Raw genomic sequence first — 13,174 nt, 5'->3', positions numbered from 1 at the left:
GAGGTGACGTGTTCGCCCTGCCCGCCCGCCATCGCCGCACCCTTTGCCTGCGCCTCTGCCTGGTTGCAGTCCTGTGCGGCTGCACCACTCCACGTACCGACCTCGCGCAAGTACGCGCCCTTGCCGCCGGCACCGATGCCCTGAACGCCTTCAGCGAACTGTCGCAACGCCACGTGGACAGCTACCAGCGCGCCCGTCCCTTTCTATCACCGGCCGAAGACGCGCGCGAACGGCTGCTCGATGCGCAGCGCCACGCCGCGCAAGCGGATGTCGCGCGCCTGACGCAAGCCGTGCGCCTGTACCTGCAGGCGCTGGGCCGGCTGGCGCAAGCCGATGCGTATGACGTGCAGCCCGAACTGGCTGGTGCTGGCGCCGCCATCCGCGCCTGGCCTGGCAGCGGCATCGACGACCGCCATGTCAGCGCCTACACCCTGTTGCTGCAGCAACTATCGCGCCTTGGCGGCGCGGCCAGCCAGCAGGCGCACCTGGCACAAGTGCTGCACGACGGCGACGCGCCGCTGCAAGCCCTGCTGGCCGCGCTCGACAACTTGCTGCTGCTGTACGACAAAAGCGGTGATAACGAGCGCGACATCGTGCTCGGCTTGCTGGACGTGGACATCGCGTATGCCGACACGCCGCAGCAGCGCCTGCTGGCCGTGCTGGCGAAAAACATGCAGCAAAGCAAAGCCGAGGAATATCGCCTGATTGGCCTGCGCCATACGCTGGCGCGCCGGAAACTGGCGGCACTGGGGCGCGAACACGCCCAGCTCGCTGCCGCCCTCACCACCACGGAGGCACGATGGACGGATCGCTAAGCAGCGAACGACGCGAAGCGGCTCTCAGCAGCGCCATGCGCGTCGAGCAACTGGCCGATAGCCTGTCGCAGGCGGCCATCACCCTGCATGGTGCCGTCATGCGCGCCATCCGCAAGCGCGCCAGCCAGGGAGAAAACGGTATCAGCCACAGCCAGGCACAGGCCGTCTTCGCCCTGGAAGTGGCACTGCGCCAGCAAGCCAACCAGCTGTATGCCGATGCCGCCGGGCATACGGTGGCCGGCCTGGAAACGGCGCAGCGCCACCTCAGCGGCCTGCTCGACACGGTGCGCCTGCGTATCGCCCGCAACGACGACGTGCGGCACTGGATCAGCCTGGCGACGAGCTTGTTGCACCTGGGCAGCGCCGTCCTCGCCGGCAATCCCGAGCGCATCCTCGGCACCCTGGGCAAGGTACGTGAGCGGTTGCAGGAGATGGCGCCGGACTGATTGAATTTGGCCGGCGAGCGCCTATACTGGGACGTCCCGGCCTGGCAATCGTGTCGGCGGGCCAACCAGAGGAGGCCAATATGCGTATCGAACCGTATTTGCAATTCAATGGAAATTGCGCGCAAGCGCTGGAATACTACCGCCAGCACCTGCATGGCGACAGGCTGTACCTGATGCCGTATCGGGGCTCGCCAGCCCAGGACCAAGTCAAGGAAGACTGGTACGACAAGATCATGCACGGCTCCGTGCAGTTGGGTCCCACCATGCTGATGGGCTCGGACGGTGGATGTACCGAAGATGGCGCCAAGGGCATGAGCGGCAGCGCCGTCTGCCTGACCCTCGACACGCCCGAGGAAGCGGAACAGGCCTTCAACGCGCTAGCGCGGGACGGCAATATCCAGATGCCGCTGGAGGAAACATTCTGGGCCAAGCGCTTCGGCATGCTGAAAGACCAGTTCGGCGTCGCCTGGATGGTCAACTGCCTGAAGGACCCAGCTTAGAACGGCCCATGCCTGCCTGCGTCGCGTCAAACGCGGCGCAGGTAGTGGCGCAAGCAGAGCTGCCAATCTTGGATTACCATGATGACAATAAGCTCTTACCGGGTGATGACCATGAATGGATTGCCGCAAGACCAGCTGCAGCACCTGCAAGGCGTGCTGGAGCAACGCAAGCTGGCGTTGCTGGAACAGATAGAGAACGAAGCGGCCGAAGCGGATGCGCGCGCCTCGCTGCTCAATGAAATCGAAGCCTCGCCGGCCGACAACGCCAGCGTGCGCACCTTGAACGACCTCGTCAGCGAAGCGGCCGAGCACAATCAGGCACAGCTGGCCATCATCAAGCACGCACTGGTCAAGGTTGCCGATGGCAGCTACGGCCTGTGCGACAACTGCGGCGAAGCCATTGGCCTGTCGCGTCTGAATGCGCGCCCCGAGGCGCTCCTGTGCATCGATTGCCAGACACGGCTGGAAAAAGCCCAGCGCTCGCCACCATGACTGCGCAACAACAAAGGGCAAGGCATCACTACCCTGCCCCCTGTTGTCTAGCAACTGCCATCCGTCTGTCCGCCAGCGTCTGTGTGCCGGCTGGGTGGACGGGTCTCCTCTACTGCCATTGCCCTGCTGCAAGCTGCACGCTTGCCTGACTCAGCTCGCCTGACTCAGCTTGCTTGACTCAGCTTGCTTGACTCAACTTGCTTGACTCGGCTTGATTAACTCATGTGCTGTCCGCCATTGATGGCGATGTTTGCGCCCGTGACGAACGCCGCCTCGTCCGACGCCAGGTAGGCCACCAGGGCCGCCACCTCGTCCGGTTCGCCCAGGCGACCCAGGGGAATTTGCGGCAAAATCTTCGTTTCCAGGATATCGGCTGGCACGGCCGTCACCATCTGCGTGCGCAGGTAGCCGGGCGAGACCGTGTTGACGGTGATGCCGTGGCGCGCCACTTCCAGCGCCAGCGCCTTGCTGAAGCCATGCACGCCCGCCTTGGCGGCCGCGTAGTTGCACTGGCCAAATGCGCCCTTCTGGCCATTCACGGACGAGATATTGATGATGCGGCCCCAGCGCTTGGCCAGCATCGGTTCGAGCACCTGCTTGCTCATGTTGAACAGGCTGTCGAGATTGGTGCGCATGACCTCGGCCCAGTGCGGCAATTCCATCTTGCGCATGCTCTGGTCGCGCGTGATGCCGGCGTTGTTGACCAGCACGTCGATGCGGCCAAACTGCGCCAGCACGCCTGCCACGGCTACGCTGCAGGCATCGAAATCGCTCACGTCGAGCGGCAAGGGATGAAAATAATACTGCTGCGCCTGTTGCTCGTCGAGCCAGCTTCCGACGCGCGCATTGCCAGGCGTGTGCGCCGCCACGACGGCAAAGCCCGCCGCATACAGCCGGCGGCACAAGGCCGTGCCCAGCCCACCCATGCCGCCTGTGACCAGCGCTACCTTCTGTTCCCTCATTGCTGTCCCTCCCCGCTTGTTATGGTTATTCTGCGTGGGATCAAGTGTAGGAGCAGTTCTTATCGCCAGCTTTGCGCCAGATCAAGTGCTCAGCCTGATGCAGTCGTGCGCGGCCGGCACCCCGGATTGTGCCAGAATGGCCACTACTGCACAGCGAGAGGCCAGGCCATGACGTATAAGACCGTATTGCTCCACATCGACGACAGCGCCGGGCGCGCAGCCCGCATCGAAACGGCCGCCAGCATCGCCCAAGCTTGCGGCGGCCACCTGACGGGCGTAGCGCTGACGGGCGTGTCGCGCCTGCTGTACCAGAACCAGCCCGACCTCGATGCCGACCCGAACCTGAGCTTGCACCTCAATTTCCTGCGCGAACGGGCCACGCGCGCCCTCGACGGTTTCGAACAACAGGTGCGCGCGGCCGGCGTCGCCTCGTTCGAACAGCGCGTGCTCGACGACGAGGCGGCGGGCGGCATCAGCCAGCTGGCCCGCTATGCGGACCTGGTCGTCATCAGCCAATACAATGCCAAGGATAAATCGCCGTCCGTGATGCGCGACTTTCCCGCCTATGTGCTGCTGCATTCGGGCCGCCCCGTGCTGATCGTGCCGTATGCGCCGCCGCTTCCCCTGCTGGCGCCGCCGGCGGCCGCGCGCAATGTGCTCATTTCCTGGAATGCCAGCAAGGAAGCGAGCCGCGCAGTGAGCGCCGCCCTGCCCCTGCTGCAGCGCGCGGGGCAAGTCCACGTAGCCATCTTCGATGCCCAGGTGCATGCCACCGAGCATGGCGAACAGCCGGGCGCCGAGCTGACGCACTACCTGGCGCGGCACGGCGTGGAGGCGCGCCTGCATTTGCTCGATGGCGGTGGCGTGCGGCGCGGCGATATCGGCGAAGCGCTGCTGTCGCAGGCGGCCGACCTGTCGGCCGATTTGCTGGTGATGGGAGCGTATGGCCATTCGCGCTTGCGCGAGACCATCCTGGGCGGCGTCACGCGCACGATACTGCAAAGCATGACGATCCCCGTGCTGATGGCGCACTAGGCCTTGGGAGAGACGGCAGGGCTAACCGCCCTGCCAGGGCTGGCTGCGGATCTTCGCCACCTGGCGCTGCGTCAGCCACTGCCACAGCTGCAGAGCGGCGTCCTGCGGCAGGGCTGACATATGGCGCGGACTGGCCAGGGCGATTTCGCAATCGCGGTCCGACCATTCCTCGAAAGTAACTTCGCCTCCGCTAGCGACCTCGACCTGATACATCAAGCCGTCGTCGTAGCCAAAGCGTAACAAGACAGCGGCCGGACTACCGTCCGGCGTGACGCCGCCGCGGTAGACTTCGGCCAGCGCATCGGCCAGCTGTGCCGGCGAGGGCGCGCAGATGTCGCGCCCATCGGCCCGTGTCAGAATGAACCATGCCTGTGTCATGACGCGACCTCCTATTCATACTCGTTAGCATGCGAGGCAAGTACTACAGGCAGTCACCTTGGTCCAGTGTCACTACGGGCGCGCGGAAACTATCCCTGTCGGCATTGATTACCAATACTAACAAGGATCATACCTAAAATTCGTACGGCGCGGCATTTAAGCATATTGCACGGCTGGTGCGCAGGCTCACGCCACCAGCACGGGAATGCTGAGCGGATCAAAGTCGTACCAGTCGCCATTGGCAATCGTGCCTTCCGCTTCCTCGATATGCTCGGCGCCCAGCCGGTGCATCACCTCGAGCGCCCGTTCGCGCTCGTCGAGGCCGCCCAGTGCCACGGCAATCAGCATGCCCGGATGGCGTGGCTGGCGGCGGTTTTCGCCGTTCTTGTCGCCATGCTTCTCGGATTCGCCCGCCTCCTTCATTTTATTGAAACTGTAGAGCGAGCCCACGTGGGCGCCCACCAGCGCTCCCACCACCGGGCCCAGCGGCCCCGTCGCCAGGGTGGCGGCCGCGCCGATGCCCGCGCCCACGGCGGCCCCGACGGCCACGCCTTCGACCACGCCCTCCGGCGTCTCTTTGGCCCCAGGCGACACGTCGCGGTCGCCGCCAAACGCGTGCAAGTCGTGCTGGCCCGGCTGGTTGACGAAGAAGGCGCTGATGCGGCTATCGGGAAAGCCCGCCTGGTTCAGGGCGGCGCGCGCGGCGTCTATCTGCTCCTGCAACTGAAAATGACCTGCAATGATGCGTGACATGATACGGCCCTCCTGGTCGGCTGCGGGCGCACCATGCGCCACTCTTCTAGAGTGCGCTCACCGACAGCGAAATACCGTTCGCTTGCGCACACAGCCGATCATGCGGACACGCTGAACGGGCTGCGGATATCGGACAGGAACTGTTGGGCGCGCGCATGTTGCGGCCGCGCAAAGAACTCTTCGGGCGTGGCCCGCTCCAGCACTTGCCCGTGATCCATGAACCAGACGCGGTCCGCCACCTCGCGCGCGAAACCCATCTCGTGCGTGACGCATACCATCGTCATGCCGCCCTGCGCCAGGTCGCGCATCACTTGCAGCACCTCGCCCACCATTTCCGGGTCCAGCGCGCTGGTCGGTTCGTCGAACAGCATCAGCGGCGGCTGCATGGCCAGCGCGCGGGCGATGGCCACCCGCTGCTGCTGCCCGCCCGACAGGGCAGCCGGCATGGCGTGCGCCTTGTGCGCCAGCCCCACCCGTTCCAGCAGGGCCAGCGCCCGCTCTTGCGCTTCGCGCCGGCTGAGGCCGCGCAAGCGCTGCGGCGCCAGCGCGCAATTGTCCAGCACCGATAAATGGGGAAACAGGTTGAATTGCTGAAACACAAAACCGATGTGCGAACGCAGGGCATTCACGTCCAGCCCCGGAGCGTAAATGTCCTGGCCCGCCACCGTGATGCGGCCCGAGGCGATCGCCTCCAGGCGGTTGATGGTGCGGATCAGGGTCGACTTGCCGGAACCGGACGGGCCGCACACGACCAGTACTTCGCCCTTGGCGACGTGTTCATTGATGCCGCTCAAGGCGTGATAGTCGCCATAGTATTTATTGACGTTGTCAAAGCTAATCATGCTGCCGCTTTCAAGAGACGCGCCTGGCGCCGCTCGAGCCAGAAGGCGGCGCGCGACAGGCTGAAACACAAGACGAAATACGTCATGCCCAGCAGGAAATACACTTGCACGGGTTTCGTCAGCACCAGGCCATTGACTTGCGAGGCGATGAACGACACTTCGGCCAGGCCGATGATGGTACCGAGCGACGTTTCCTTGATCGTCGAGACGAACTGATTGACCAGCGAGGGCAGCATGTGGCGCAGCGCCTGCGGCAACACCACCGAGCGCATGCTGTCCCGGTAGTTCAAGCCCAGCGAACGGGCCGCCTCCACCTGCCCCTTGGGCACGGCTTGTACGCCAGCGCGCACGATCTCGGCCAAGTAAATACCGTCGAAGATGACGAGGGCCGCCAGCATGGTGCCGAACTGCCCGCTTTCGTGGCCGGTGATGCTGGGCAGGAAGAAATATGCCCAGAAGATCACCAGCAGCAAGGGGATGCCCCGCACCACGTGGATCAGCGCGGCGACAGGCCAGCGCAACAATCGCCAGGGACTCAGGCGCGCCAGCCCCAGCAGCAGGCCGAAGGGCAAGCTGAGCACCAGCGCCAGGCTGGCCAGCAGCACCGTCAGCGCCAAACCGCCCAGCGGCCCCTCGGGATAGCGTCCCACGAGAAAATACAGCCAGTAGTCCTGCAACAGTTCCAGCATCAGGACACCTTCCTTTGCAGCAAGGCTGCCAGGCCGGCGATCACCAGAGAGACGAGCAGGTAAGCCACGCTGGCGAAGACGAACGCCTCGACGCTGCGGAACGAGGCCGCTTCCACGCGCTGCGTCTGGTACATCAGCTCGGCCACGCCGATGACGGTGGCAATGCTGGTGTTTTGCCACAGGTTCAGGGTTTGCGACAGCAGCGGTGGCGCGGCCAGGCGCAGCGCCTGCGGCACGATGCACAGGCGCATGGTGGCGAGAAAACTGAAACCCAGCGCCCGGCCCGCCTCGAATTGCTGGACAGGAATGGCGCGAATACCGCTGCGGATGTCTTCCGCCATGTAGGCGGCCGTGTATAAAGTCAGGGCAGTGACGGCGCTGACGGCTTCGATATTGCCGGCATACAAGCGCTCCTTCCACGTGTCGGGCAGCAGTTCTGGTGCGCCGAAGTACCAGAACAGGAAGTGCGCCAGCAAGGGCACGTTGCGGATCAGCTCGACATACGCGGCGCCCAGGGCATTGAGCAGGCGCGACGGGGCGAGGCGCAGCATGGCGACACCGCACGCCAGCGGCAGGGCCAGCAGCAAGGTGATGCCCATCAGGTGCAATGACAGCAGCAAGCCGGAAACCAGCCAGTCGCGGTAGTCGCCGGACAGCAAAAAGTTCAGATCAAACATGCGGAAGAGTCAGGCGAGGTTCAGGCGTCGATCTTGTCCGATTCGATCTTGAATGTGCGTTTTTGAAATTTCACATTGCTGGTCGGACCATACCATTTGAAAAACAGTTTTTCTGCCTCGCCCGATTTTTCCAGCCCGCGCAGCACCTGGTCGACGGCTGTTTTCACGCCCGTCTCGCCCTTGCGGATGCCGAAGGCAAACACTTCCTGGCTGATGTTTTGCGGCAGCACAAGATAATCCTTTTGCGCGGCGCCCAGCTTGGCGTAATTATTCAGCAGCGAGACTTCATCGTCGACATAGCCGACGCCCTTGCCTTGCTGCAAGCCCAGATAGGCCTGGCCCGCCGTCTCGAACGTCACCACGTCCACGCCGGGCACGGCCTTGCGGATATTCGGTTCCTGCGTGCCGCCCTTGACGGTCAGCACTTTCTTGCCGGCCAGGCCAGCGACCGTCGTGATATTGCTGCTTTTTTTGACCAGCACGCGCTGGCCCGTGTAAAACGTGGAGAGGGAAAAGTCGATCAAGGCTTCACGTTCCTTGTTGTGCGTCAGGGACGCTGTCAGGATATCGATGCGACCCTGCTGCAATTCGGGGATGCGGGCAGCCACGGCCAGCTGCTTGATCACCGGTTTGACGCCGAGGCCCTGGGCGATGGCGCGGCACAGGTCCACTTCATAGCCGACCAGCTGGCGCGACTTGGCGTCGATGAAACTGTTCGGCTCGTCCGTTCCCAGGGTGCCGCAGACCAGCTCGCCCTTCGCCTTGATGGCGGCCAGCTGGTCCGCTTGCGCCACTTGCGTGAAGGCGATGGAGGTGAAAAGAAGCGCGGCGAAGTGAAGACGGGTCTGCATGGAATTCCTCTGGTGGATAACGAATGCCGCCATTAGACCGCGGCGCGCTTATTTCCAAAAAGGAATCTTTTCACCCATGTTTATGCAGAATTCATCTAAGGCGCCAGCGCCTTCGTCTCGCCACCGAGGCGAATGATTGCCGCCCTGGCGCCCACAGCGCCCGGATAGCGGGGATCGAGCTGCAGCGCCTGGCGATACGCTGCTACCGCCTGCGGGCGCAAGCCTTGCTCGACATAAAACTCGGCCAGGCTGTCCTGCAGATTCGCATCGCGCGGATGCAGGCTGGCGGCCGCCTGCAGCACGGCCATGCCTTGCGCCACGGCGCCGCTGCCTTTCAAGCGGTAAGCTTCCAGGTTCAGCGCCGCCGGACTGGCCGCACCCAGCGGATCGCGGGCCAGCGCCAGGCGCAGGGCGGCAAGGGCCGGTTCCCGCTTGCCGGCGCCCAGCAAGGTCAAGCCCTGCAGCGCATGTGCGCGGTCGCTGAGCGGATACAGCTCCACTGCCAGGCGGCTGGCCGCCAGCGCCGATTCCGCCTCGCCGCGCCCGGCCGACGCTTGCGCCAGTTCTTGCAGCTCGGGCACGAAATCGGGATAGGCTCGCTGGCCGTGGAAGGCCGCACGCAGCTGGCTATCGATTGCGGCGATGGAGGCGGAGGCGGGTGCAGGTGCGGCTGGCCAGGCGATGGCGGCCGTGCGGTCCCAACTGGCGGCCAGGGCCACCATGGCTTGCTCGAAGGCGGGGTCAAAACGGGGCAAGGTGCCGGCCGCTTTGCTTCGCGACAACAGGACATAGTCGCGCGCAAACGCCAGCGCGCCACCGCGCGAGTAGGTGTCCAGGTCAATGCCCGACTGGCGCAGCGCCTCGGCCATGCTGGCGCCGGCCGCCAGGAAGACTCTTCCGCCGGCGGGATGGCGGGCCGCCTCGATGAAGGGGCGCGCCACCGTGGCGTCCGGCGCCAGCGCTTGCCCGTTGATTTGCGTAAAGGCTAGGCGCGTGGCGGCCGCATCGGCATAAGATTCATGCGTGCGCTCGGCATGCGCCCGGCCCTCCTCGAACAGGCCCTGCGCCACCTGGTAAGCGCGCTGCGCGCCCGCATCGGCGATATACGTTTTCAGCTGCCACGGCTCGCCCGTGACCACCTCGAACAGGCGCTGCACGAACGCTTCCGGATTGACGCGCTCGAGATTGGCGGCGACGGCAATGGTGAGCTTGCGCGAGGGAAAGCTGTACAGATAGGTGACGGTTTCCGGCTGCTGGCCGCTATGGGCGATGGCGTAGCGCCCACCCGTGGGGAAGATTTCCCAGCCCATGCCATAGTGCGTCAAGCGGCCCGCGCGCGTGGCCATCGGCTGCACCATGGCGGCCACGCTGGCCGCCGACAGTATCTTGCCTGCATGGACACCCCTGCCGAACGCCAGCATGTCGGGCACGCTTGCGCGTGTGCCGCCGGCCGAAAAGCGGCTGCTGATGTCGACGAATTCGGAATTCTTCAACTCCTTGCCGGCCAGCCGGTAGCCGCGCACGCGATGGGCGATCACGGCGTCCGGGTCATCCAGCACGGTGGCATCCATGCCCAGCGGCCCCCACACATGGCGCCGCATGTAGCCGCCATAGCTTTCGCCCGAGGCGCCCTCGATGACGGCGCCCAGCAAGTTGTAGCCATAGCTGGTGTAGCGGAAGCGCGTGCCCGGTTCGGCGATCAGGTCGAACTGCTCGAAGACGGCGATGGACTGGCGCGTATCCTTGTGCTCCTTGAAATGCTGTTCCACCTGGCTGTTGCGGTAGGCATCGATGCCGCCCAGGTGGCCCAGCAGCTGGCGCACCGTCACGGGGAACGGTTTGACGGGGAAGTACGGCACATAGGTTTGCACGGGCGCATCCAGGTCGACCTTGCCCTGTTCGACCAGTTGCAAAATGGCCACCGCCGTCATGGGCTTGGTGACGGACGCCAGCCGGTAGCTGGAGCGGGCCGTGGCCGGCACGCGGTTTTCCAGGTCGGCATAGCCGTAACCCTTCACCCATTCCACGTCGCCCTGGCTGAAACCGACGGTCACGCCCGGCAAGCGCTGCGTGGCCATGCGCTGGGCCGCCCAGCCGTCGAAGTCCGCCAGGCGCGCGGCCAGAGCGGGAGCAGGTTCGGAAGCGGCCTGCGCCACGCCGCACAATAGCGCCAGTGCGCCGGCGAAACCGTAATGTTTGCTGCTTTGCATAGTCAATCATTCCTCGTGAGGGCCGCGTCCACCACGCGGCGCTGATGCATGGTAAGTGTCTTTTACACATTTTTGGCGGGCGGTGCACGAAATGCACTTGCCCCGCACGAACGGCACCGAAGTTGATGAAAATGTTGCAAAGGGGTCGCAAATGAGCAGCTACAATGCCCGCCATGCCCTCCTACTTCCACTACCTGCTGCGGTACTGCCTCGCTTGCTGCCTGGCCTTGCCCACCTTTGCCTGCGCCATGCAGCCGCTATGGCTGGACGAAGGCTGGCGCACCTGCGGCAACACACCATCTGCGCCAGCCGCCTCACTGCAGCAGCTGGTCCGGCCAGGCCAGCTGCTGTGCGTCGAACGCGACGTTACCCTGGCCGCCACGCCATCGTCGACGCAGCTGCTGGTACTGTCCGCGCTGGCTTCCAGCGAGCTGTGGCTGGATGGCGTATTGATCGGCAGCAATGGCCAACCGGCCCGTCAGGCCAGCGGGGAACGTGCGGGTGACATCGATTTCGCCATCCACCTGACGCCACAGCAGCTGACCGCCGGCAAGCACCACCTGCACCTGCTGTTATCGACGCAGCAGGTGCAGGCGCACCTGGCGTCGCCATTTTATGCGCTGTACCTGGTCGACCGGCAAGACTACCGCGCGGGGCTGGCCTGGTACCGGCTGCCGCCGCTGCTACTGGCCGGGGCGCTGGGCGCCGTCGCCCTGCTCTTCCTGGCCTTGACGGTGCTGTACCAGCGGCAACGGCACTGGTCCATGTTTTCCGCGCTGTGCCTGGTGGCGGCGCTGCTGCTGGTGGTGGAAATCTGGCGCAGCTTGACCGGCTATGCCTATCCCTGGCACTTGCCGCGCCTGTATGCCGTCAGCGCCCTGACCTGGCTGTTTTCCGCCTTCCTGCCCCTGTATTTTTATACGGCCTGGCGCCTGCCGCGCTGGCCCCTGGCGGCGGCAGTGCTGCTGGCATGCATCGCGCTGGCCGGCGCGCTGCCCGCGCATTTCGACGCGCGCTGCTGGCTGATGTTTCTGACGGGCCTGGCAGCGAGCCTGGCGCTCAACCTGCTTGCCCTGTGGCGCCGCCTGCCGGGTAGCCGCGGCGGCGCGCTGATCGCGCTGGCCTCGTGCGCCCTGTTCCTGTTGACGGGCAGCCAGTTTGCCGAAGGCGGCTTCGCCCTCGTCGTGTGCTTTTTACTGCTGCCCCTGTGCGCACAATTGCTGGCACAGCTATTGCACGAACGTAGCAAGGCGGCGCGCGCCCAGCAACTGGAAAACCAGCTCTTGCGCAAAAGCATGCAACCGCATTTCCTGATGAATTCCCTCAGCCTGATCAGCGAACTCAATGCGCAATCGCCGCAGGCGGCCGAAACCTTCATCGAGGCGCTGGGCGCCGAGTTGCGCATGCTCAACGAGTTTGCCCAGCAGCCCAGCATTGCCCTGACGCAGGAATTGGCCCTGTGCGAGAATTACCTGAGCATCATGGGCACGCGGCTGCAGCAGCCGTGCCGTTTGCAGTTCGATGGCGAGGCGGCGGGCATCACCGTGCCGCCCGCCATGCTGCTGACGGCGCTGGAAAATGCGTTCAGCCACAACCGCTACCGCCAGGGCGCCCTGTTTGTCCTGCACATTGCCAGGCTTGCGCAGACGCAAGTACTTACCCTGATCTTGCCCGAAGGCGAGGCGCGCCCGCATGCGGGCAGCGGCGTGGGTGAACAGTACATCCGCGCCAGCCTGCATGCCGTCTTCGGCGATGCCGCAAGCTATGCCAGCGAATTTGCCAGCAAACAACAGCCAGCAGGCTGGCGCCTCACCTTCACCTTGCCGGTGGCACCATGCATGTCTTGATACTGGAAGATGAACCGCTGATCGCGCAAGGCCTGGAACGCGAGGTGCGCGCGCATTTCGGCGCACGCCTGGCGGCGCTGGCGCTACATGACAATGTGGAACAGGCGCTGGCCGCCTTGCGGCAGCATGACTATGACTTGTTGCTGCTGGACTTGCACCTGCACGGCGCGGACGGCTACGACTTGCTGCGCCAGGTTCAAAAAGCCCCGTTCCAGACCATCATCGTCTCGGCCCACGCGGAACGCTCTATCACCGCGTTCGAATTCGGCGTACTCGACTTCGTCGCCAAGCCTTTCAGCCGCGAGCGCCTGCACAAGGCGCTGCAACGTTATACCGGGCGGCACACGGAAGCGGCCTCGCTGGCCGTCAAGAAACGGGGCGCGCTGGAATGGATCGCCATGGCAGACATCGACCACGTGCAAGCCGATGGCCACTACAGCAATATCGTGCTGCGCAGCGGCGAGCACTGCTTTCACGACTTGCCTATCGACAAGCTCATGGCCTTGCTGCCGCCCCACTTCCTGCGCGTGCACCGCTCCTACATCGTCAACAGCCTGGGTTTCAAGCGGCTGCAGATCGCCGCGGGCGGAAAATACGCGCTCGACACGCAGACCAGCACGGGCATCCCCGTGTCGCGCAGCAGCTATCCGGCGCTGAAACAGCGGCTGCTGGGCTGA

Annotated in this window: 15 protein-coding genes; 7 read left to right on the top strand and 8 right to left on the bottom strand. The window is 64.7% G+C overall.

Annotated elements, in window-relative coordinates; genetic code table 11:
- The first annotated feature begins 8 nt into the window (after positions 1–8).
- From CLU92_RS01230 to CLU92_RS01215, 4 genes are all read left to right on the top strand, one after another.
- Positions 9–815 carry a hypothetical protein gene (locus CLU92_RS01230; protein ID WP_101480391.1) on the top strand — a complete coding sequence of 269 codons (807 nt, stop codon included), beginning with the start codon at positions 9–11 and terminating at the stop codon, positions 813–815.
- Positions 800–1,261 (top strand): hypothetical protein, encoded by a 462-nt coding sequence (locus tag CLU92_RS01225; RefSeq protein WP_101480390.1) that lies wholly within the window; start codon positions 800–802, stop codon positions 1,259–1,261. Before CLU92_RS01230 ends, CLU92_RS01225 begins: the two co-directional genes overlap by 16 nt.
- Before the next feature lie 80 nt (positions 1,262–1,341).
- A complete protein-coding gene (locus tag CLU92_RS01220; RefSeq protein ID WP_101480389.1) occupies positions 1,342–1,761 on the top strand; it encodes a VOC family protein in 420 nt (139 codons plus the stop codon).
- Between the two features lie 78 nt (positions 1,762–1,839).
- Entirely contained in the window at positions 1,840–2,253 is a 414-nt protein-coding gene (locus CLU92_RS01215; RefSeq protein WP_243858197.1) for a TraR/DksA family transcriptional regulator, read from the top strand.
- A 215-nt stretch (positions 2,254–2,468) separates the two neighbouring features.
- On the opposite strand, the gene phbB is transcribed toward CLU92_RS01215, so the two are convergent.
- A complete protein-coding gene (gene phbB / locus CLU92_RS01210; protein ID WP_101480387.1) occupies positions 2,469–3,215 on the bottom strand; it encodes an acetoacetyl-CoA reductase in 747 nt (248 codons plus the stop codon).
- 168 nt (positions 3,216–3,383) lie between these two features.
- Between phbB and CLU92_RS01205 the strand changes: the two genes are divergently transcribed.
- Positions 3,384–4,250, top strand: a complete 867-nt coding sequence (locus tag CLU92_RS01205; protein ID WP_101480386.1) for a universal stress protein — start codon at positions 3,384–3,386, stop codon at positions 4,248–4,250.
- A gap of 21 nt (positions 4,251–4,271) precedes the next feature.
- On the opposite strand, the gene CLU92_RS01200 is transcribed toward CLU92_RS01205, so the two are convergent.
- The 7 genes from CLU92_RS01200 to CLU92_RS01170 all read right to left on the bottom strand — a co-directional run bounded on the left by CLU92_RS01200 (position 4,272) and on the right by CLU92_RS01170 (position 10,650).
- Positions 4,272–4,628 (bottom strand): hypothetical protein, encoded by a 357-nt coding sequence (locus tag CLU92_RS01200; protein ID WP_101480385.1) that lies wholly within the window; start codon positions 4,626–4,628, stop codon positions 4,272–4,274.
- A gap of 186 nt (positions 4,629–4,814) precedes the next feature.
- Positions 4,815–5,381: a glycine zipper domain-containing protein gene (locus CLU92_RS01195; protein WP_101480384.1), complete on the bottom strand. Its 567-nt coding sequence runs from the start codon at positions 5,379–5,381 to the stop codon at positions 4,815–4,817.
- Positions 5,382–5,479: 98 nt separating this feature from the next.
- Positions 5,480–6,223 carry an amino acid ABC transporter ATP-binding protein gene (locus CLU92_RS01190; protein ID WP_101480383.1) on the bottom strand — a complete coding sequence of 248 codons (744 nt, stop codon included), beginning with the start codon at positions 6,221–6,223 and terminating at the stop codon, positions 5,480–5,482.
- Positions 6,220–6,912, bottom strand: a complete 693-nt coding sequence (locus tag CLU92_RS01185; RefSeq protein WP_101480382.1) for an amino acid ABC transporter permease — start codon at positions 6,910–6,912, stop codon at positions 6,220–6,222. The genes CLU92_RS01190 and CLU92_RS01185 overlap by 4 nt, the downstream gene beginning before the upstream one ends.
- A complete protein-coding gene (locus CLU92_RS01180) occupies positions 6,912–7,589 on the bottom strand; it encodes an amino acid ABC transporter permease (protein ID WP_101480381.1) in 678 nt (225 codons plus the stop codon). The genes CLU92_RS01185 and CLU92_RS01180 overlap by 1 nt, the downstream gene beginning before the upstream one ends.
- Before the next feature lie 20 nt (positions 7,590–7,609).
- Positions 7,610–8,440, bottom strand: a complete 831-nt coding sequence (locus CLU92_RS01175; RefSeq protein ID WP_101480380.1) for a transporter substrate-binding domain-containing protein — start codon at positions 8,438–8,440, stop codon at positions 7,610–7,612.
- 95 nt (positions 8,441–8,535) lie between these two features.
- The gene (locus CLU92_RS01170; RefSeq protein ID WP_101480379.1) at positions 8,536–10,650 is read right to left on the bottom strand and encodes a serine hydrolase domain-containing protein; all 2,115 of its coding nucleotides are present in this window, start codon (positions 10,648–10,650) and stop codon (positions 8,536–8,538) included.
- Positions 10,651–10,814: 164 nt separating this feature from the next.
- Here CLU92_RS01170 and CLU92_RS01165 point away from each other — a divergent pair, with 164 nt between their 5' ends.
- Both CLU92_RS01165 and CLU92_RS01160 read left to right on the top strand, forming a co-directional pair.
- On the top strand, positions 10,815–12,497 hold the full coding sequence (locus CLU92_RS01165) for a histidine kinase (protein ID WP_101480378.1): 1,683 nt from the start codon (positions 10,815–10,817) through the stop codon (positions 12,495–12,497).
- A complete protein-coding gene (locus CLU92_RS01160) occupies positions 12,485–13,174 on the top strand; it encodes a LytTR family DNA-binding domain-containing protein (RefSeq protein WP_101480377.1) in 690 nt (229 codons plus the stop codon). The genes CLU92_RS01165 and CLU92_RS01160 overlap by 13 nt, the downstream gene beginning before the upstream one ends.

Origin of the sequence: Janthinobacterium sp. 61, from assembly GCF_002846335.1 — a bacterium.
Classification (GTDB): domain Bacteria; phylum Pseudomonadota; class Gammaproteobacteria; order Burkholderiales; family Burkholderiaceae_D; genus Janthinobacterium.
Note: the sequence above shows the minus strand (reverse complement) of the source record. Positions and strands in the feature narration are given on the sequence as shown.

Excerpts from the sequence above, each read along its gene's own strand:
- CLU92_RS01225 (WP_101480390.1), top strand. The coding sequence starts at position 800 with ATGGACGGATCGCTAAGCAGCGAACGACGCGAAGCGGCTCTCAGCAGC.
- CLU92_RS01220 (WP_101480389.1), top strand. The coding sequence starts at position 1,342 with ATGCGTATCGAACCGTATTTGCAATTCAATGGAAATTGCGCGCAAGCG.
- CLU92_RS01215 (WP_243858197.1), top strand. The coding sequence starts at position 1,840 with ATGATGACAATAAGCTCTTACCGGGTGATGACCATGAATGGATTGCCG.
- phbB (WP_101480387.1), bottom strand. The coding sequence starts at position 3,215 with ATGAGGGAACAGAAGGTAGCGCTGGTCACAGGCGGCATGGGTGGGCTG.
- CLU92_RS01205 (WP_101480386.1), top strand. The coding sequence starts at position 3,384 with ATGACGTATAAGACCGTATTGCTCCACATCGACGACAGCGCCGGGCGC.
- CLU92_RS01200 (WP_101480385.1), bottom strand. The coding sequence starts at position 4,628 with ATGACACAGGCATGGTTCATTCTGACACGGGCCGATGGGCGCGACATC.
- CLU92_RS01195 (WP_101480384.1), bottom strand. The coding sequence starts at position 5,381 with ATGTCACGCATCATTGCAGGTCATTTTCAGTTGCAGGAGCAGATAGAC.
- CLU92_RS01190 (WP_101480383.1), bottom strand. The coding sequence starts at position 6,223 with ATGATTAGCTTTGACAACGTCAATAAATACTATGGCGACTATCACGCC.
- CLU92_RS01185 (WP_101480382.1), bottom strand. The coding sequence starts at position 6,912 with ATGCTGGAACTGTTGCAGGACTACTGGCTGTATTTTCTCGTGGGACGC.
- CLU92_RS01180 (WP_101480381.1), bottom strand. The coding sequence starts at position 7,589 with ATGTTTGATCTGAACTTTTTGCTGTCCGGCGACTACCGCGACTGGCTG.
- CLU92_RS01175 (WP_101480380.1), bottom strand. The coding sequence starts at position 8,440 with ATGCAGACCCGTCTTCACTTCGCCGCGCTTCTTTTCACCTCCATCGCC.
- CLU92_RS01170 (WP_101480379.1), bottom strand. The coding sequence starts at position 10,650 with ATGCAAAGCAGCAAACATTACGGTTTCGCCGGCGCACTGGCGCTATTG.
- CLU92_RS01165 (WP_101480378.1), top strand. The coding sequence starts at position 10,815 with ATGCCCGCCATGCCCTCCTACTTCCACTACCTGCTGCGGTACTGCCTC.
- CLU92_RS01160 (WP_101480377.1), top strand. The coding sequence starts at position 12,485 with ATGCATGTCTTGATACTGGAAGATGAACCGCTGATCGCGCAAGGCCTG.